Origin of the sequence: Microtetraspora malaysiensis (genome assembly GCF_001528665.1) — a bacterium.
Classification (GTDB): domain Bacteria; phylum Actinomycetota; class Actinomycetes; order Streptosporangiales; family Streptosporangiaceae; genus Microtetraspora_A; species Microtetraspora_A malaysiensis.
This window is the reverse complement of sequence record NZ_BBYJ01000007.1, coordinates 224,556-243,128: the sequence shown is the minus strand read 5'-3', so window position 1 is coordinate 243,128 and position 18,573 is coordinate 224,556. Positions and strand designations below refer to the sequence as shown.

Below are 18,573 nucleotides of genomic sequence, written 5' to 3'. Positions count from 1 at the left end.
CTCGGCCGCGTCCCGTCGTCCAGGGCGCTGTCCCTACACGTTCACCGGGGGCGAGCGAGCGGACACCCCACCACCCCTGGAGGAGAGCGGGGGTCGATGTCGGTCTTCGTGGTCGTCTTCTCCGTGGCCGTGTTCCTGCTCGCGGGGCTGCTCGTGGACGGCGGCGCGGCCATCAACGCCCGGCTCAGGGCGGCCGATGTCGCCGAGCAGGCCGCGCGCGCGGCGGCGGACCAGATCGACGTCGAGGCGCTGCGGGCCGACGGCCGGGTCCGGCTGCTCGCCGACGAGGGCACGGTGTGCGGCCGGGCGCGCGAGATCGCGGCGGCCCACGACGACCCGAACGTACAGATGAGGCGGTGCGAGATCGGCGGGGGCCAGGCGGAGGTGACGGTCGAGGTCGGCGTGCGATGGGACGCCATCTTCCTGTCGATGCTCGGATTCGGCGGCTCGGAGGCGGCGGCGACCGCCACCGCCGGGCCGGACGCGGGGGACGCGGGGGACGTATGACCGATGACGGGAACTCGTGGTCGCGCGGCTCGGACTCGCCGCGCCGGCCCAGGGGAGCGGGACGCCCGCCGGGCGGGGGGCGCCCTCCCGGAGGCGGCCGCCCTCCCGGGCAGCGCGCGCCGCTGCCGCCCGCGTTCCCGCCGTCCCGCGACCCCGCGCCGCCGGACGGACGCTCCACCCGGTCGTACGGCGGCGAATCGGAGCGCTCCACCCGGGAGCGGCCGCGCTCCTCCATGCCGTACGGCGACGGGCCCGAGCGGCCCGGCCGGTCCGCCACGCGAGAAGGCGACCGGCCCGCCTTCGGCGCGCCCCAACACCCCGGCCGCCACCCGAACCGGCAGCCCGGCCGCCGGTCCGCGCTCCGCCGCCCGGCCCGAATCCCGCCGCGCCGTACGGCCCGCGACGTCCTCGCCGGGATCACCGCGCTGCTGGCCCTGGTCGCCCTGGTGGGCGGCGTGCCGTACGCGCTGATCCGGCTGGCCGGGCCGCCGCTGCGGCCCGAGCTGCGCGACCTCGACCTGCTCACGAGCGACGTCGGCCCCGAGACGGTCACCGCGATCCTCGTCCTGCTGGTGTGGTTGGCCTGGCTGCAGCTGTTCGTCTGCGTGATCGCGGAGGTGTACGCGGGCATCCGCCGGGTGGGCATGCCCGCGCGGGTGCCCCTGTCCGGCGGCACCCAGGCGCTCGCCAACCGGCTCGTCTCAGCCGTGCTGCTGCTCTTCGCCGCGGCGGCGGTGGCCGGCCCGGTGATCGGGCCCGTGACGGGAGGAGGCCAGCCGCCGGCGATCCGCCCGCAGGCCGCCACGCTGTCGGCGCCGGTCGTCACGGCCGAGGACCGGCCGCCGCTGCAGGCGCGCGAGGTGAAGAAGGTCTACGTCGTGCAACCCCCGCACGGGCGGCACCACGAGAGCCTCTGGGAGATCGCCGAGAAGTGTCTCGGCGAGGGCCGCCGCTATCCGGAGATCTTCCGGCTCAACCAGCACAAGCAGCAGCCCGACGGCAGCCGGTTGCGGATGGCCGACCTGATCCGGCCCGGATGGGTCCTCGACATGCCGGACGACGCGCGGAACGTCCTGATCGTCCCGATAGATGAGGACCGGCCGGTCACGCTGGACCACCACCCCCGGATGCCGTCCGACACGCACGGTGACCTGAGCGACGGCCTGGGCCACGACATGGACGCGAAGGGCGACGCGAGGGCGGGAAAGGACGAGGTCCGGTTGCCGCCGCCCGCCCTGCCCGAGTGGCGCGGCGAGGAGACCGCCGGCCATCCGCCGTCCCGCTCGTCGGACGGCTCGCTGCACCCGTCGCAGGAGAGGCGGACGGACGGCGAGCCTTCCCTGTCCGGACGCCACGCCCAGGAGGACGACGCCGGGCTCGACCTGGCCGACTACCTCGCGGCGGCGTCGCTGGTGGCGGCCGGGCTGCTGGCCCTGCTCGGACGGCGGCGCAGGGAGCAGCTCTGGCGGCGGGCGTTCGGCCGCCGGGTGGTCCCGCCGCGAGGGGACGCCGCGCGGGCCGAGGTGGCGATCCGCCTCGGGGCCGACGCGCCGGGCAGCCGCATGCTCGACCTCGGCCTGCGTCTGCTGGGCCGGCTGCTCGCCGAGCAGGACCGGCGTCCGCCGACGATCTACGCGGTCCACCTGTCCAGCAGGGGGCTGGACCTGTGGATCCACCCCGCCGACCTGGACGCGCCCGCGCCCTGGGAGGCGTGCGACGGCGGGCAGGTCTGGCGGCTCCCCGCCCAGGAGGGACGCCGGATCGACGAGGGGGAGGTCGCCGGGGCGCCCGCTCCGTACCCGGGGCTCGTCTCGCTGGGCGCCGCCGACGGCGGCCGGGTCCTCGTGGACCTGGAGGCCGCGCAGGGCGTCGTCGCGATGGAGGGTCCGCAGACCGTGGCCGCCATGTCCGCGCTCGCCGTCGAGCTGGCCACCAACCGCTGGTCGGATCACATGCGGCTCACCCTCGTCGGCTTCGGCGAGGAGCTCACCCTGATCGCCCCCGACCGCATCCGCGTCGCGGGCAGCCTCGCCGAGGTCCTGCCCGAGTTGGAGGAACGCGCCGCGCGGGAGAGCGGAGACGTCCTCACCGGGCGGGTCCGCTCCCGGGTCGCCGACCCGGCCTGGACGCCCCACTACCTGCTCTCCGCGATCCGCCCGGACGAGGACGAGGCGCGCCGCCTCGCCATGCTCGGCAAGGCCACCCGTACGGCCACCGGCTACGTCGTGGCGGGCGGCACGGCGCACGCGACCTGGACCTGGGAGATCACCGGCGACGACCGGGCCAGGATCGACGCGCTCGGCTTCGAGGTCGACGCCCAGCTCCTCCCGCGCCGCCATTACGCCGCCGTCGTCGACCTGTTCCGTACGGCCCAGCGGATGGACGGCGAGCCGCTGCCCGAGCCCGAGGTGCGGGTGCCCGACGCGCCCCCGTCGATCGAGGTCCGCATCCTCGGCCCGATCGAGATCGGCCCGGCGCCGTCCCTGGAGGAGGGCAGGGCGGCGCTCGCCCACGAGATGGTCGTCTACCTGGCCGCGCACCCGGCGGGGGTCCACCCCGTCGTGCTCGGCGGCGTCCTGTGGCCGCGCGGCGCGCAGGCGGCGGTCCGCGACGCCGCCATCGCCCGCGTCGTCGACTGGCTCGGCGCCGACGACGAGGGCCGCCCCCACGTCGAGCGGGACGACTCGGGACGGCTGCGGCTCGGCCCCGAGATCAGGAGCGACTGGCACCTGTTCCAGGAGCTGGTCCGCCGATCCCGCGACCAGCATCCCGAGGCGGAGGTCCTCCTCCTGGAGAAGGCGGTGGGGCTGGTGCGCGGGCCGCTGCTGGCCGGCCGTCCGGCGGGCCGGTACGCCTGGCTCGCCGCCGACTCCCTGGAGTACGACGTCACCGCGGCCGTGGCCGACGCCGCGCACCGCCTCGGCGAGCTGCGGCTGGCCCGCGGCGAGGCCGAGTCGGCGGTCGCGGCGGCCCGGGCCGGGCTGCTCCTCGCCGCCGACGACGAGGGCCTGTGGCGCGACCTGCTGCGGGCCGCGCACGCCACGGGCGACCCCACGCGGTTGCGCGCCGTGGTCGACGGCCTGCACCGAAGGGCCGCCTCCCATCCGTACGGAGGCGGCATGGCTCCCGAAACGGAGGCGCTGATCGATGAGCTGCTCCCCGACTGGCGCCGCGACCTCGCGTCGGACCTCGGCGCCCCGCGGCTCGCGTGACGAGCTCCGGACGGCCCCGGCGGCGGATCGGCGGGGGCGCGGGCCGGCCGTACCCGCGTTCCGCGGTGAGGAGGCCGCCGGTGCGACGTGACGTCCGGTTCGCCGCCGCCGTGCTGGCCGGCGGTCTCATCGCCGCAGCCTGCGCCCCGTCTCACCCGGAGCCGCGGTTCGAGCCGGCCGGAGCCCTCGCGACCGCCGTGGGCGGGACGTCGCCCGGCGCCGGCCCCGGCCGTCCCACGGAGTCGCCGATCGGCCCGGGCACCGAGCGGGTCGCGGCCGGCGACGGAGTACGCGTCGAGATCGAGTGGCCCGCGGGGACCGACCCCCACGTGGCCGGAGCGCTCCGCACGTACGCCGAGAGCTACACCGCCATGTGGCGGGCCGTCACCAGCGGCGGACGGGACCGCTCCTACCTCCAGAAGGTGGAGGAGAGCGCCGTCGGCGACATCGCGACCCGCCTGAACGCGTTCCGCGATCGCGGACGCTCCGCGCGCGGCGTGGCCCGGCTCTACGCGCTGCGGATCGACTCCGAGGTCACGATCGGCGACCGGATGGGCGTGCTGGTGCTCGGCTGCGTGGACGAGTCGGGGATCCGGATGACCGACCTGGCCGGGCAGCCGATCGCGGACCAGCCGGGCTGGACCCGGCCGCCGCTTTCGACCTACCTGTGGGCCGGGTCGATCGGCCGGGACGAGCACGGCGTCTGGCGGGTCAGGCTGTTCCGCCTCGCCACCTATCCCGCCGCGTCCGCGAAGAGGTGCGTCCGATGAGATCGTCCGCCGCCCGGTCCCGGCCCCTGGCCGCGGTTCTGGCCCTGCCCCTCGCCCTGGTCCTGTCCCTGTCTCCGGCCGCGCGCGCCGCCGTGTCGGCGGCTCCGACTCCGGGGCCGGGCCGTCCGACCGCCGAGGGGTTCCAGGAGGGCCGCACCGCCGGGATCCGGCTGAGGAACTCCTCCATCGTGCTGTCCGGCAACGGCCTCGGCGGCGGAGGCGCGAAGGGCGACGGCTATCGGATCCCGCGCCCCTGCTGGTATGAGCCGTACAAGAACGCCGATGAGATGGTGCGCGAGCAGGACGAGGCGCTGCGCCACGCGCTGGGGGCCGACCCCGACCTCGCCGGCTCCGGCGGGGACACGAACGGCCTCCTCCAGCGCTACCGCGACAAGCTGGGGCAGGAGGGGCGCTGGTGGCGCCCCGCGTACAACGACGCCGACCCGAACGGGTTGGCCTGCGCCGGCGCGCTCACCCCGGCCGTGTGGGTGCAGAACGGCCAGACCCCTCCCGCGGGCATCACCCCGGAGGAACTGCTGCAGATCGCGCGGGCCGCGCTGACCGTCCCCGAGCCGAAGCTCAAGCTCAGCCCGGACGCCCGGAGCTTCGTCAACCTGCCGACCTGGGTCTGGCTGGACGGCGCGGGACCGGTGACCCGCTCGGTGACCGCCACCCTGCCCGGCGTGATGAGCGCGACGGTGACCGCCACGCTGAAGAACATCGAGATCGACGCGGGCACCACGTCCGACCGCGCCGAGGTGCGCCAGAGCTGCGGCGCCACCGGGCACCCGTACGCCAAGGGCGGCGACTTCACCTGCGGCGTCCGCTACCTGAGGGCCTCGATCGACCTGCCGCGCCAGGTGTACACCATGACCGTCACCGCCGTGTGGCCGGTGACCGGCGCGGTCGGCCAGGGCGGTGCGCCCATCGCGTACACGCCGCTGCGGGCCACGGTCACCAGGGACGTCCCCGTCGGTGAGGTCCAGTCCGTCGTCACCGGCTGACGGCCGGGGGCCCGTAGCCGCGCCCCGGCCGGCGGCCCTGTCGTCAGGAGGCGGGCCGGCGGCTTTCGTGGGCGAGCAGCCACTCCTTCACCGGCACGCCGTAGTAGTAGCCGCCGAACCCGCCCGTCGTGGGCAGGACGCGGTGGCACGGGACGAACGGCGCGATCAAATTCTGCGCGCACGCCGACCCCGCGGCCCGGGCCGCCGTCTTCGGCAGCCCCGCCATCTCGGCCAGCGTGCCGTACGACACGGTGGTGCCGGCGGGCACGCTGCGCAGCGCCGTGTAGAGACGCTGCCGCGTCGAAGTTCCCGGCTGTGTCGTCGGGACCCGGTCCAGGGCGTCGAGCTCGCCGTCCAGATAGGCGCGGACGGCCTGCGCGACGTCGCCGAGGTCGCCCTCGACCAGCGGCAGCTCCTGGAGCGCGGCCGGCAGGCGGACGAACTGGTCGCGGGGGTCCGGACAGAACCCGGCCGCGACGACGACGCCGTTCCGCGCGAGCACGCTCATCGGACCCACGGGGGTGGACAGCACTTGAGCAACGATCATTTCGATAGCGGCGGGCCGGACCGGCCCGCCGCTCCCTCCTGTCTGGCGTTCTTGTCCGATGTTCTTCAGATGGCGCAGACGGCGGCCGGGTCGGAGGTCGAGCTCCACAGATGGAGCGCCGCGTACGCCCGCCAGGGCCGCCACCGCTCCGCGTGATCGGCCGGGATGCCGAGGCACTGCATGGTCTTCTTCAGCACAAGGTCGCCGCCCGGCCAGGCGTCCGGGTCGCCGAGCGCGCGCAGCGCGACGTAGCTCGCGGTCCACGGGCCGATGCCCGGGATCGTGAGCAGCTTGGCCGTCGTCTCCGGGACGTCCTCGGCGCCGTCGAGGTCGATCCGGCCCTCGGCGACCGCCTCGGCGAGCGCCCGCAGCGTGGCGACCCGGCGCCGGGTGAGCCCGATGCCGTCGAGGTCGGCCTCGGCGAGGCGCTCGGCCGTCGGGAAGAGCGTCGTCACCGGCGAGGCGGGTTCACCGTCCGCCCCGTCCTGGCCGGGCGCGGTGGTGGTGGTGCCCGCCCGGGCCGCGATGCGGCCGAGCAGCGTCCGCGCCCCGGCGACGGAGATCTGCTGCCCCACCACGGCGCGTACGGCCAGCTCGAAGCCGTCGAACGCGCCCGGCACGCGCAGCCCTGGACGCCGTTCGACCAGCGGGCCGACGGACGTCGTGCCGAGCACCGCGGCGATCGCCTCGGGGTCGGCGTCCAGGTCGAGCAGGCGGCGGCAGCGGGCCACGATCCGGGCGAGCTGCCGCGTGTCGCCGGTACATACGGTGAGCCGGATGTGGTCGGCCATGGGGGCCAGCGCGATCCAGCCGCCGGGGACGGCCCGCAGGTAGCTCCCCTCGCTCTGCTCGTCCGGCTGGGTGACCGCCTCCGTGCCCGGAATGGCGCGGGCGGCCAGATAGCGGAACAGCGCCGCCGCGTCGTAGGGAGGACGGTAGTGCAGCCGCAGCGTGAGCCCGTGGGGGAGCAGGCGCGATCCCGGCGCGCCGCCCATCGGCCCGTTCGCCTTCCTGAGGTCGCCGGGGGCGAAGCCGTACGACTCCTTCATGGCGGCGTTGAACTGGCGGACGCTGCCGAAGCCCGCCGCGAACGCGACGTCGGTCATCGGCAGGTGTGTCTCGGTGAGCAGTTGCTTGGCCAGCAGCAGCCGCCTGGTCCTGGCGACGGCGAGCGGCCCGGTGCCCAACTCGGCGACGAACAGCCGGTGGAGGTGGCGTTCGGTGACGTTGAGCCGCCGCGCGAGCCCGGCGACGCCGTGGTCGTCGGCGTCGCCGTCGCTGATCAGGCGGAGCGCCCGTCCGACGAGATCGGCCCGTACGTTCCAGCCGGGCGCGCCCGGACTCAGCTCGGGGCGGCACCGGCGGCAGGGACGGAAGCCCGCGGCCTCGGCGCCGGCGGCGTGATGGTAGAACCGGACGTTCTTCCGCGCCGGAGTCCTGGCCGGGCAGATCGGTCGGCAGTAGATGCCCGTGGAGGTGACCGCCGTGTAGAAACGCCCGTCGAAGCGGGAATCGCGGGCGGAGGCCGCCGCGTAGCACGAGTCGAAGTCAAGTTCTCGGGTGCTCACGTATTCGACGTTATGCCCTGTCCGCCCCTACGCACCGGCGGAAATCGGACCGCACCGTCGAGGCCGGTCACGCCCGGCGCCGGCCGCTCCGCCGTCCCCGGCGCGGGCGCGCCGGAACCCGCCGCCCGCGGTCGTCGCACACCTCCCGGCCGCGTTCTCCTGCCGCGGCCGGGCGGTCACTTGCTTGAGACGCCGACCCCGAGGTCGAACTCGCGGTAGACCCTGGCCCAGAAGCCGTCCCGCAGCCACACCCGCGCCTCCGGGTACGGGCGCAGCGAGTGGCCCAGCTCCTTCTCCGCCTCGATCAGCAGCTCGGTGTCGATCACGGTCGGCAGGATGGGCCCGGGAAGCAGGTCCCGGATGTTGTCGCGGCCCCGAGTGAGGATCCATTTCTGCGCGACGTGCTCGCCGACCTCCTCCACGTGCGGCCGCCCGGGCCCCAGCTTGGTGATCTGCCCGACCGGCGCCTTCGGCACCGGCTTGACCGTACGGCCGGCGAACACCTGCGCCGGTGACGGCGCGGGCGTGACGGGCACGGGGACGGGGACGGGCGCGCGGTTGAAGTAGGGACGGAGAAAATCGGCGCTCAATATCTCGACGGTGTCGGACTCCCACACCAGCCGCTCGGCCTGGTTGGTGCCGAACGGCGGCTCAACCCCCCAAAGATGAACACGTACGCCGTATGCCTGCGCGGCCTCGACCGCGGGAACCATGTCCTCATCGCCCGCGATCAGCACGGTGTCGCTGACGGCGTGGTGCCGGGCGAGGGCTTCCAGGTCGCTGCGGATCTGGGCGTCCACGCCTTTCTGCTGGCCACGCGCGTTCAGGTTGCCAAGCCGTACCTTCACCCAGGGAAGCTGGGCGATCACGCGCTGGTCCACGGTCGGGACCCGGTCCCGCGCGGCGTCGTACCAGTAGACGCGCAGCAGCTCGCCGGGAATGCGCTCCAGCGCGTGCTTCTGCAGCGACTGGATCAGCTCGTCCGCGGCGACTCGGTACTCTTTGCGCTCTTTCGCCCCCAGTAGGACTTCGCCGGCCGCCGCGTACAGGTAACCGACGTCTACGAGGACCGCGTACTTGGCAGCCATGCTGTGTGCGGTGAGGTCCGGGATGGCCATGTTGTCCTCCAGGACTCGTCACTAGATGATCGGCTGACTATATCTCCCCCTTTTCTAGATACTCCCAACTCTTGAGGCCGTTGACACCCTGTTCCGCTGATCTAATGCCGAAGCATGGCCGAACGCCGAGCCCCATGAGCGCGCAGCAGTCCCTTCGGCATCCCATGTGCGGGGTTTGCCCATTCTTTGCGCCCGACATCGGGGCAGGAGTGCCGCCCGGGACGGGTGCGGAGAGTTCCTCCCGAGTCGGGGCGTCGCGCGCGATTCCGGTGCATATCGCCTCCGGGCCGGTCAGAGCGGGATGTTCCCGTGCTTCTTGGGTGGGAGCGCCGCCCGCTTGTTGCGGAGGGAGCGCAGCGCCCTGACGATCTGGACCCTGGTCTCCGACGGCCTGATCACGGCGTCCACGTAGCCGCGCTCGGCCGCCAGATAGGGGTTGGCCAGCGTGTCCTCGTACTCCCGGACGAACCCGGCGCGGGCCGCCTCGGGGTCCTCGGCCGCGGCCAGCTCGCGACGGTAGAGGATGTTGACCGCGCCCTGCGCGCCCATGACCGCGATCTGCGCGGTCGGCCAGGCGAGGTTGACGTCCGCGCCGAGGTGTTTGGATCCCATGACGTCGTACGCCCCGCCGTACGCCTTGCGGGTGATGACCGTGACCAGGGGGACGGTCGCCTCGGCGTACGCGTAGAGGAGTTTCGCGCCGCGGCGGATGATTCCGTTCCATTCCTGGTCAGTACCTGGCAGGAATCCCGGAACATCAACAAATGTCAAGACCGGAATATTAAAAGCATCACAAGTCCGTACAAAACGCGCGGCTTTCTCGGAGGCGGCGATGTCGAGCGTTCCGGCGAAACTCAACGGCTGGTTCGCGACCACACCGACCGAGCGCCCGTCGACCCGGCCGAAGCCGACCACGAGGTTCGGCGCGAAGCCCGCGTGCACCTCCAGGAACTCGCCGTCGTCCAGGACACGCTCGACCACGGAGCGCATGTCGTACGGCTTGTTCGCCGAGTCGGGGATGACTGCGTCGAGTTCGAGATCCTCGCCGGTGACCTCCATCGGCGTGTCGGCGGTGTAGACGGGGGCGTCGTCCAGGTTGTTGGACGGCAGGTAGGACAGCAGCGCCCGCGCGTACTCCAGGCAGTCCTCCTCGTCCGCCGCCTCGTAGTGCGCCACGCCCGACCTGGAGCCGTGCGCGTGCGCGCCGCCGAGCTCCTCGAACGTCACCTCCTCGCCGGTCACGGTCCTGATGACGTCCGGGCCGGTGATGAACATGTGGGACTTCTCCCGGACCATCAGCACGAAGTCCGTCAGGGCGGGGGAGTAGACCGCGCCGCCCGCGCACGGGCCCATGACCAGCGAGATCTGCGGGATCACGCCCGACGCGTGCACGTTCCGCTTGAAGATCTCGGCGTACAGGCCGAGGGAGACGACCCCCTCCTGGATCCGCGCGCCGCCGGAGTCGTTGATGCCGACCACCGGGCAGCCGGTCTTGAGCGCGTGGTCCATGACCTTGACGATCTTCTCGCCGAAGACCTCGCCGAGCGAGCCGCCGAAGACCGTGAAGTCCTGCGCGAACACGGCGACCGGGCGGCCGTCCACGGTGCCGTGGCCGGTGACCACGCCGTCGCCGTACGGGCGCTCCCGGTCGAGGCCGAAGCTCGTGGACCGGTGCCTGGCCATGGCGTCGAACTCGACGAACGAGTCCTCGTCCAGCAGGGCGCGCACCCGCTCCCTGGCGGTCATCTTGCCCTTGGCGTGCTGTCGCTCCACCGCTCTCGCCGAACCGGCGTGGGCCGCCTCGTCCCGGCGGCGCTCCAGGTCGGCGAGCTTTCCTGCGGTCGTGTGGACGTCGATCTCAGATGCCCGTTCCGCGGTCATGTTCGCAGGGTAACCAGCGGGGGCCGCTCCGGCACGGGGCGACCCCCGCCGGGGAGTGCGTCAAGCCACGCGCTGCCAGAGCGCGGGGACGTTCGGCGGCTCCCAGCCGGCCAGCGCGGTGTGCGCCTGGAGGCAGCGGTAGGCGACGCCGTTGTAGATCACCACGTCACCGCCCTGGTACGCGGTGCCGGCGGTCCAGTCGCCGGCCGGACCCGAGGTCGGGCTCGACGTCGGCGACGGGCTGGGCGTGGGCCGCGTGGTCGGGCTCGGGCTCGGGCTGGGCGACGGGCTCGGGTCGCCGCCGCCGGGGCCGACCTGGAGGTCGACGCAGTTGTAGAAGGCGTTCTCGGTGTCGGCGATGTTCCAGATGGCCAGCACCTTGATGCGGCCGGTCCTGCCGCCGAGGCTCACCGTGTGCGCGACGGTCGATCCCGGTTCCCTGCCGTGGTCGTCGAACACTGCGATCCGGGTGCCCCCGACGTAGTACTCCCAGGTGCTGGTGGCGTGCCGGGCCTCGATCAGCCAGTTGAACGTGACCGTGTCGCCGACGCTGGCGGCCGGCCACGGCTTGGTCTCGTCGTCGAGCGGCGCCCACCGCGCGTCGCCGCCGCTGCAGTTCCGCAGGCCCTTGGGGCCTTCCACGCTCTGCGGCTCCCAGATGATCTGTCCGCAGTTGGGCACGCGGCGCTCGGCGCAGTTCGCCTGGCGGCTCGGCGGGTCGGAGATGTACCCGTGTGCCGACGCCGGCGAGGCGACGACCACCACGGTCGCGAGGGCGACGGCCAGCCCTGCCAAGAACGCGATCATTCTTCGCATGTCGTGCTTCCTTCGCTGGGGGGTGATTACGGCAAATCTAAAGGAAAGTTTCCTAACAGTAAATGCTCCTTGTCAGCGTGATTAAGCTCGCAGCCGGCATCCACGCGTCCGCCACCGGTGATCTGGCAGAGTTGAGGGCATGGTTGAAGCAAAGCCCGAGGCAGTACGCACCCAAGGACTCGTCAAACGATTCGGCGCGCAGGTCGCCGTCGCGGGCGTGGACCTCGTGGTGCCCAGGGGCAGCTTCGCCGGACTGGTCGGCCCCAACGGCGCGGGCAAGACCACCACCCTCAGCATGATCACCGGGCTGCTGCGGCCGGACGCCGGCCTGGTCGAGATCAACGGGCACAACGTGTGGAGAGACCCGGTCAAGGTCAAGTCGCGCATCGGCGTCCTCCCCGAGGGGCTGCGCCTGTTCGAGCGGCTCTCCGGCCGTGAGCTCCTGATGTACAACGGCGAGCTCAGGGGCATCCCGCGCGCCGAGGTCGAGCAGCGGGCCACCGAGCTGCTGCGCGTCATGGACCTCGTCGACTCCCAGGACAAGCTGGTCGTGGACTACTCCACGGGCATGCGCAAGAAGATCGGCCTGGCCGCCGCGCTGCTGCACAACCCCGACGTGCTCTTCCTCGACGAGCCGTTCGAGGGTGTCGATCCGGTCTCGGCGAACACGCTGGTCGACGTCCTTCGGCGGTACACCTCGTCCGGGTCCACGGTCATCTTCTCCAGCCACGTCATGGACCTCGTCGAGCGGCTCTGCGACTGGGTGTCCGTGATGAGCCGGGGCAGCGTCGTGGCCCAGGGGCCGCTCGACGTCATCCGGAACGGCCGCACGCTCAACGAGGCGTTCCTCGACCTGGTCGGCGCGCGCGGAACCGGAGAGGAGGGGCTGTCGTGGTTGGGCTCTTCGTCCGTCTGAAGCTGCGGCTGATCCGCGGCAACCTGCGCGGCGACGTGGCCAAGCAGCTCGGCTTCGCCTTCACCTCTCTGCTCGCGCTGGCCTGCGCCGCCGGGGGGTTCACCCTGTTCTCCCTGCTGCGGCTGGCCGCCGACCCCGGCATCGCGCTGAACATCGGGATCGTGGCGTTCACCCTGTTCACACTGGGGTGGATCTTCGTCCCGCTGCTCGCATTCGGCCTGGACGAGACGCTCGACCCGTCCCGGCTGGCGCTCTTCCCGCTCACCACCCGGCAGATGACGGCCGGGCTGCTGGCCGCCTCCGCGACCGGGCCGTGGCCGCTGGCCTCGCTGGTCGCGCTCTCGGGCGCGGTGGTCGGCCTCGCGTCCGGGCCGGTCGGCGTGCTGATCGGCATCCCGGCCGTGCTGCTGCAGTTCGCGCTGTGCCTGGTCGCCTCGCGCGCCGTCACCACCGCGCTGTCGGCCTCGCTGCGCAGCCGTCGCGGGCGTGACGCGCTCGCGGTCGGCGCCGTGCTGCTCCTCCTGGTCTTCCAGCTCCCCGGGATGCTCGTCAACGGCGGCCTGTCCACCGACCCGGCCGCGATGCTCGACGCGGCGGCCTCCGTGCTGCGCTGGACGCCGCCCGGCATAGCCGCCCACGCGATCGCGGGCGGCGGCCTCGCCGGGCTCGGCGAGCTCGCGGTCCTCGTGGTGGCGGTCGCGGTGCTCGCCTGGCTGTGGATCGCGGCGCTGCGCCGCGCCCTGGTCACGCCCGACTCCTCCAACCGGAGCGGCGGCGCCGTACGCCGGTCGCGCCTGGGCGGCCTCCTGCCGCAGGGCATGGTCGGCGCGGTCGCGGCCAAGGAGCTCAAGTACGCCCGGCGGGAGCCGCGCGGCCGGATCGCCTGGTTCATGGCGCTCGTGGTGTCCGGCATCGTCATGTTCTCGTTGCGCGGACCGGAGGCCTGGCACGGCCCCCTGTTCGTGATCGGTCCCGTCTGCATGGCCGCGATGATCATCGGAGTCCAGGCGTCCAACTCCTTCGGCATCGACGGTCGCTCCCTCTGGATGAACGCGGTCGCCTTCTCCACCGAGCGTGACGTACGCGCCGACTTCGCCGGGCGGCAGCTCGCCGCCGCGATCATCGCGGTGCCGCTGCTGCTGGTGCTCTCCGTCGGCGCGTCCCTTGTCGCGGGCGAGCCGCTCTGGTCCGTCCCCGCGATGTTCACCGCGTGGGGCGTGCTCGGGGTCGGCCTCGGTGTTGGGGCGGTGACCAGCGTCCTCGTGCCCTACACCCTTCCCGAGCGGCTCAACGCCTTCAGTGGCGCGGCCCCCGGGCAGGGCGGCGAGGCGTTCCTCGGCTCCCTGCTGGGGATGCTCGGCGTCGGCATGGTCGCGCTTCCCGTCGTGCTGCCGGCCTTGTTCGGCCTCACCTGGGTGAGCGTGCTCGCCGTGCCGTACGGGCTGCTGGCCGCGTGGGGAGGCCGCAGGCTCGGCGGCATGATCGGGAACAACCGGCTTCCGGAGATCGTCGCGGCGGTGTCCCGCCCGACCTGACGCCGGCGCGGCGTTTCCGCTGGCCGGAGGCGATGGCGCAGTGGTCTAGTCCAATTGGTGAGACCGATATCCGACGTTGTGACCGAACTCGCTAGTCTTCAAAACATGGCCGCCATCGCTCCTGCCGAACGACAGAGTGCCGTCACGGAGATGCCTGATGAGCTCCGTGCCGACGTCCGACTCCTGGGTGGACTCCTGGGCCAGGTGATCGCCGAACACGGCGGTCCCGACCTCCTCGCCGACGTCGAGCGCCTGCGCAAAGCGGTGATCGGCGCCCGGCGCGGCGACACGACGGCCGACGAGGTCGCCGCCCTCGTCGCCGAGTGGCCCCTCGACCGCGCGGTCCAGATCGCGCGCGCGTTCACCTGCTACTTCCATCTGGCCAACCTCGCCGAGGAGCACTACCGCATCCGGATCCTGGGGCAGCGGGACCGCGACGACGTCCCGCTCAGGGAGTCGCTCGCGGAGGCCGTGCAGGAGCTGCGCGGTGACGAGCGGCTGGGCGGCGACCAGCGGCCCGCCGACCTCGTCGAGGGGCTCGAATACCGTCCGGTGCTCACCGCCCACCCGACCGAGGCGCGGCGCCGCGCCGTCGTCACCGCCATCCAGCGGATCAGCGGGCAGCTCGACGCGTACAACGCGCCCGGCAGAGGGGCCGGCGAGCGGGAGGAGGCCCACCGGCGGCTGCTGGAGGAGATCGACCTGCTCTGGCGGACCGCCCAGCTCCGCTCGACCAAGCTCGACCCGCTCGACGAGGTGCGCACCGCCATGGCGGCCTTCGACGAGACGCTCTTCCGCACCGTGCCGATGATCTACCGGGCGATGGACGCGGCGCTCGAACCCGGCACGGGGACGCGCGAGCCGCTCGCCAAGGCGTTCATCCGGTACGGAAGCTGGATCGGCGGCGACCGCGACGGCAACCCGAACGTGACGTCCAAGGTCACCCGCGAGGCCATCCTGATCCAGGCCGATCACGTGCTCACCGCGCTGGAGAACGCCGCCACCCGGATCGGGCGCACGATGACCGCGGGCGCCACGGACACGCCCCCGTCGGCGAAGCTGCGCGAGGCGCTGGGCCGCGCCACCGGTGACTTCCCCGACCTGGTGTCGGAGATGGCCACCCGCTCGCCGCAGGAGCCGCACCGGCAGTGGCTGTTCTACGTCGCCACCCGCATCGCGGCCACCCGCAGCCGCGACCTCGACCTCGCCTACCGCTCGCCGTCCGAGCTGCTCGACGACCTCAGGATCGCTCAGGAGTCCCTGCGCGGCGCCGGAGCCGTCCGCCAGGCGTACGGTGAGCTGCAGCACCTGATCTGGCAGGTGGAGACGTTCGGGTTCCACCTGGCCGAGCTGGAGGTGCGCCAGCACTCCCAGGTCCACGCGGCCACCCTGGAGGAGATCGCCGCCGGGTCGCTCTCCGAGCGCGGCGAGGAGGTCCTCGCCACGATCCGGACGATCGCCTGGATCCAGGAGCGGTTCGGCGTGACCGCCTGCTCCCGGTACGTCGTGTCCTTCACCCGTTCGGCCGACGACATCGCGGCCGTGTACGAGCTGGCCCGGCACGCGCTCGGCGACCGGGCCCCGGTCCTCGACGTCGTGCCGCTGTTCGAGTCCGGCGCCGACCTGGACAACTCCGCCGACGTGCTGACCGGCATGCTGGAGCTGGAGCCGGTACGCCGCAGGCTCGCCGCGGGCGGCCGCCGCCTCGAGGTCATGCTCGGCTACTCCGACTCGGCCAAGGAGCTCGGCCCCGCCGCCGCGACGCTGCGCCTGTACGACGCGCAGGCCGCGCTGACCGCCTGGGCGAAGGACAACGACGTCAAGCTCACCCTCTTCCACGGCCGGGGCGGCGCCCTCGGCCGGGGCGGCGGCCCGGCGAACCGGGCGGTGCTCGCCCAGGCCCCGGGCTCGGTCGCCGGCCGGTTCAAGGTCACCGAGCAGGGCGAGGTCATCTTCGCCCGCTACGGGCACTCCGCCATCGCCCGGCGGCACATCGAGCAGGTCACCAACGCCGTGCTGCTCGCGTCCACGCCCACCGTCGAGTCGCGTACGGCCGCCGCGGCGGCGAAGTTCCGCGCGCTGGCCGAGCGGGTGGCGTCGGCGTCGGAGCGCGCCTACCGGGCGCTGACCGAGGCGCCGGGCTTCCCCGAGTGGTTCGCCCTGGTCAGCCCCCTTGAGGAGATCGGCTCGTTGCGGCTCGGCTCGCGTCCCGCCCGCCGCGGGCTCGGCGCGCCCCGCTCCCTGGACGACCTGCGCGCCATCCCGTGGGTGTTCGCCTGGGCGCAGACCCGGGTCAACCTCCCCGGCTGGTACGGCCTGGGCAGCGGCCTGGCCGAGGTGGTCTCGGGCGGCGGGCTGGCGGAGCTGCGGTCGGCCTACCGGGAGTGGCCGCTGTTCGCGTCGCTGCTGGACAACGTCGAGATGTCGCTGGCCAAGACCGACCGGTCGATCGCCGCGCGCTATCTCGCGCTCGGCGGCAGAGACGACTTCGCCGGGCAGGTGCTCGCCGAGTACGACCTGACCAGGAAGCTCGTCCTGGAGACGACCGGGCACACGCGGCTCCTGGAGAACCGCCGCGTCCTGTCCCGGGCCGTGCAGCTCCGCGACCCCTATGTGGACGCGCTGAGTCACCTCCAGCTCCGTGCGCTGTCGGCGCTGCGGGCCGACGGCGACCTGTCCGAGAACGAGCGGGACCGGCTGTCCACGCTGCTGCTCCTCTCGGTGAACGGCGTCGCCGCGGGCCTGCAGAACACCGGCTGAGCCTCCGAACCCGGCGCCGGGCTCCGGCGCCGGGTCAGGCGGTGATCCGCTCGGCCCCGGAGTAGATGTTGAACCGCTCGTCGCGCAGGAAGCCGACGAGGGTGAGGCCGAACTCGCGGGCCAGGTCCACAGCGAGGGACGAGGGCGCCGACACCGCGCAGACCAGCTGGACGCCCGCCGCCAGCGCCTTCTGCATGATCTCGTAGCTGGACCGGCCGCTGACCAGCAGGACGTGCTCGGAGAGCGGCAGCCGGCCGTTCAGCAGCGCCCAGCCGACCAATTTGTCGACGGCGTTGTGCCGCCCCACGTCCTCGCGGGCGGTCACCAGGGTCCCGTCGGCCGTGAACAGGCCCGCCGCGTGCAGGCCGCCGGTCCGCCCGAACACCCCCTGCGCCTGCCTGAGCCGGTGCGGAAGGCCGTACAGCACCTCGGGGGAGACGGTGAGCCGGGACGTGTCGGCGAGGGGCGCACAGCGGCCGCGCAGCGCGTCCAGGCTGGCCGTCCCGCACACCCCGCAGGCGCTGGACGTCACGAAATGCCGCTCAAGCTGCGGGATGTCCGGCAGCCGCGGGGCGGCCAGCCGGACCGTCACGGTGTTGTAGCGGGCCTCCGGTTCCAGATCCGCGTCCGTGCAGTAGCCGATGGCCGCGATGTCCCCGGCGCCGGCGACGCCCTCGCCGTGCAGGAACCCGGCGGCCAGCTCGAAGTCCGCGCCGGGCGTCCGCATGGTGATCGCGACCGTACGGCTCTCGCCTCCGGCGGTGAGCCGGATCTCCAGCGGCTCCTCGGTGGCCAGATCGTCCCGCCGGTCCCGTACGCCGGAGCCCGACACCTGCCGGACCCGGATCCTGGTGACCGGTCCGGGGCGGGGGGCGGTGCTGTCGGCCGGTCGCACGGTCACGATCCCATCGTCGCTGCTCACAGGGGCGGGCCTGGAACCATGATCGGGCGGTGCGCCCCGCGTCCCGACGCCCGGGTGCGTTCAGGCTACGCCCGCCGGGCGCGCGCGGCGGCGCCGGGCCCGTCCCCGATCGAAGGCGAATCCGGCGCGGCCGGTAGCCTGGGCGAATGCCGGAATCGCGCTTCACCGACCTTGATCGGCCGCCGCTGTCGGAGCGGGCGCTGCGTCAGGCCCTCGTCCGTCCCGGATCGCTCTGGTCCGAGATCACCGTGGTGGAACGGGCCGGGTCCACGAACGCCGATCTCGCCGAGGCGGCCCGGGGCGGCGCGCCCGAGGGCGCGGTGCTCGTCGCCGAGGCCCAGACGGCGGGGCGCGGGCGGCTGGACCGCGTCTGGTCGGCGCCGCCGCGCTCCGGACTGGCCGTCTCGATGCTGTTCCGGCCCGGCGCCGCGGCGGCGCGACCCGCCCGGCTGGGCTGGCTGCCGCTGCTGGTCGGCGTCGCCGCCGCCGCTGCCGTACGGCGGCTGGCCGAGGTGGACGTCCGGCTGAAGTGGCCCAACGACCTGCTGATCGGGGAGCGCAAGCTGGCCGGCATCCTCGCCGAGCGGGTGGAAGGCGGCATCGTCGTCGGGATCGGGCTCAACGTCTCGATGCGGCCGGAGGAGCTGCCGGTCGAGCGGGCGACCTCGCTGGCCGTCGAGAAGGCCGCCTGCCTCGACCGCGACCCGCTGCTGCGGGCGATTCTCCGTGAGATCGAGACGCACTACCGCGAGTGGACCTCGGCCGGCGGCGATCCGGACGCCTGCGGCCTGCGCGCCGCCTATCTCGCCTCGTGCGCGACGATCGGGCAGGAGGTCCGGGTGGAGCTGCCGGGCGACCGGGCGCTGATCGGCGTCGCCACCGGCGTGGACGGCTCCGGCTGCCTGCTCGTACGCGCGGGCGGCGAGGAGCACGCGCTCAGCGCGGGCGACGTGGTCCACGTGCGCCCCGCGAGCCCATGAACGACCGCGGAGATCGGCGGACGCGCCGCGGGGACCG

Annotated in this window: 14 protein-coding genes; 8 read left to right on the top strand and 6 right to left on the bottom strand. The window is 73.5% G+C overall.

What is annotated here, in order from left to right; genetic code table 11:
- The first annotated feature begins 96 nt into the window (after positions 1–96).
- The 4 genes from AWQ71_RS08900 to AWQ71_RS08885 all read left to right on the top strand — a co-directional run bounded on the left by AWQ71_RS08900 (position 97) and on the right by AWQ71_RS08885 (position 5,493).
- Complete coding sequence (locus tag AWQ71_RS08900) at positions 97–507, top strand: pilus assembly protein TadG-related protein (RefSeq protein WP_067129572.1); 411 nt, start codon at positions 97–99, stop codon at positions 505–507.
- The gene (locus AWQ71_RS08895) at positions 504–3,719 is read left to right on the top strand and encodes a BTAD domain-containing putative transcriptional regulator (protein ID WP_245658186.1); all 3,216 of its coding nucleotides are present in this window, start codon (positions 504–506) and stop codon (positions 3,717–3,719) included. The genes AWQ71_RS08900 and AWQ71_RS08895 overlap by 4 nt, the downstream gene beginning before the upstream one ends.
- 80 nt (positions 3,720–3,799) lie before the next feature.
- Positions 3,800–4,489: a hypothetical protein gene (locus AWQ71_RS08890; protein ID WP_067129570.1), complete on the top strand. Its 690-nt coding sequence runs from the start codon at positions 3,800–3,802 to the stop codon at positions 4,487–4,489.
- Positions 4,486–5,493, top strand: coding sequence for a hypothetical protein (locus AWQ71_RS08885; RefSeq protein WP_067129567.1), 1,008 nt, complete (start codon positions 4,486–4,488; stop codon positions 5,491–5,493). The genes AWQ71_RS08890 and AWQ71_RS08885 overlap by 4 nt, the downstream gene beginning before the upstream one ends.
- 43 nt (positions 5,494–5,536) lie before the next feature.
- Here AWQ71_RS08885 and AWQ71_RS08880 read toward each other — a convergent pair whose 3' ends face one another.
- The 5 genes from AWQ71_RS08880 to AWQ71_RS08860 form a co-directional block, all read right to left on the bottom strand.
- Positions 5,537–6,040, bottom strand: coding sequence for a methylated-DNA--[protein]-cysteine S-methyltransferase (locus tag AWQ71_RS08880; protein WP_067129564.1), 504 nt, complete (start codon positions 6,038–6,040; stop codon positions 5,537–5,539).
- A 65-nt stretch (positions 6,041–6,105) separates the two neighbouring features.
- Entirely contained in the window at positions 6,106–7,608 is a 1,503-nt protein-coding gene (locus AWQ71_RS08875) for a DNA-3-methyladenine glycosylase 2 family protein (protein WP_067129557.1), read from the bottom strand.
- A 176-nt stretch (positions 7,609–7,784) separates the two neighbouring features.
- Positions 7,785–8,726 (bottom strand): NYN domain-containing protein, encoded by a 942-nt coding sequence (locus tag AWQ71_RS08870; protein WP_067129554.1) that lies wholly within the window; start codon positions 8,724–8,726, stop codon positions 7,785–7,787.
- A gap of 291 nt (positions 8,727–9,017) precedes the next feature.
- Complete coding sequence (locus AWQ71_RS08865; RefSeq protein ID WP_067129551.1) at positions 9,018–10,607, bottom strand: acyl-CoA carboxylase subunit beta; 1,590 nt, start codon at positions 10,605–10,607, stop codon at positions 9,018–9,020.
- A 60-nt stretch (positions 10,608–10,667) separates the two neighbouring features.
- Positions 10,668–11,423, bottom strand: a complete 756-nt coding sequence (locus tag AWQ71_RS08860; RefSeq protein ID WP_067129548.1) for a lytic polysaccharide monooxygenase — start codon at positions 11,421–11,423, stop codon at positions 10,668–10,670.
- 139 nt (positions 11,424–11,562) lie between these two features.
- Between AWQ71_RS08860 and AWQ71_RS08855 the strand changes: the two genes are divergently transcribed.
- From AWQ71_RS08855 to AWQ71_RS08845, 3 genes are all read left to right on the top strand, one after another.
- Positions 11,563–12,339 (top strand): ABC transporter ATP-binding protein, encoded by a 777-nt coding sequence (locus AWQ71_RS08855; RefSeq protein WP_067129543.1) that lies wholly within the window; start codon positions 11,563–11,565, stop codon positions 12,337–12,339.
- Complete coding sequence (locus AWQ71_RS08850) at positions 12,315–13,874, top strand: hypothetical protein (protein ID WP_067129541.1); 1,560 nt, start codon at positions 12,315–12,317, stop codon at positions 13,872–13,874. Before AWQ71_RS08855 ends, AWQ71_RS08850 begins: the two co-directional genes overlap by 25 nt.
- Before the next feature lie 105 nt (positions 13,875–13,979).
- On the top strand, positions 13,980–16,634 hold the full coding sequence (locus AWQ71_RS08845) for a phosphoenolpyruvate carboxylase (RefSeq protein ID WP_067129539.1): 2,655 nt from the start codon (positions 13,980–13,982) through the stop codon (positions 16,632–16,634).
- Positions 16,635–16,668: 34 nt separating this feature from the next.
- Here AWQ71_RS08845 and fdhD read toward each other — a convergent pair whose 3' ends face one another.
- On the bottom strand, positions 16,669–17,535 hold the full coding sequence (gene fdhD, locus AWQ71_RS08840; protein ID WP_245658185.1) for a formate dehydrogenase accessory sulfurtransferase FdhD: 867 nt from the start codon (positions 17,533–17,535) through the stop codon (positions 16,669–16,671).
- Positions 17,536–17,702: 167 nt separating this feature from the next.
- On the opposite strand from fdhD, the gene AWQ71_RS08835 reads away from it, so the two are divergent.
- Positions 17,703–18,536, top strand: coding sequence for a biotin--[acetyl-CoA-carboxylase] ligase (locus AWQ71_RS08835; RefSeq protein WP_067129537.1), 834 nt, complete (start codon positions 17,703–17,705; stop codon positions 18,534–18,536).
- Positions 18,537–18,573: the final 37 nt, after the last annotated feature.

Bases quoted from the DNA above. Each gene is read 5' to 3' on its own strand.
- AWQ71_RS08900 (WP_067129572.1), top strand. From the start codon at position 97: ATGTCGGTCTTCGTGGTCGTCTTCTCCGTGGCCGTGTTCCTGCTCGCG.
- AWQ71_RS08895 (WP_245658186.1), top strand. From the start codon at position 504: ATGACCGATGACGGGAACTCGTGGTCGCGCGGCTCGGACTCGCCGCGC.
- AWQ71_RS08885 (WP_067129567.1), top strand. From the start codon at position 4,486: ATGAGATCGTCCGCCGCCCGGTCCCGGCCCCTGGCCGCGGTTCTGGCC.
- AWQ71_RS08880 (WP_067129564.1), bottom strand. From the start codon at position 6,040: ATGATCGTTGCTCAAGTGCTGTCCACCCCCGTGGGTCCGATGAGCGTG.
- AWQ71_RS08870 (WP_067129554.1), bottom strand. From the start codon at position 8,726: ATGGCCATCCCGGACCTCACCGCACACAGCATGGCTGCCAAGTACGCG.
- AWQ71_RS08865 (WP_067129551.1), bottom strand. From the start codon at position 10,607: ATGACCGCGGAACGGGCATCTGAGATCGACGTCCACACGACCGCAGGA.
- AWQ71_RS08860 (WP_067129548.1), bottom strand. From the start codon at position 11,423: ATGCGAAGAATGATCGCGTTCTTGGCAGGGCTGGCCGTCGCCCTCGCG.
- AWQ71_RS08855 (WP_067129543.1), top strand. From the start codon at position 11,563: ATGGTTGAAGCAAAGCCCGAGGCAGTACGCACCCAAGGACTCGTCAAA.
- AWQ71_RS08845 (WP_067129539.1), top strand. From the start codon at position 13,980: ATGGCCGCCATCGCTCCTGCCGAACGACAGAGTGCCGTCACGGAGATG.
- AWQ71_RS08835 (WP_067129537.1), top strand. From the start codon at position 17,703: ATGCCGGAATCGCGCTTCACCGACCTTGATCGGCCGCCGCTGTCGGAG.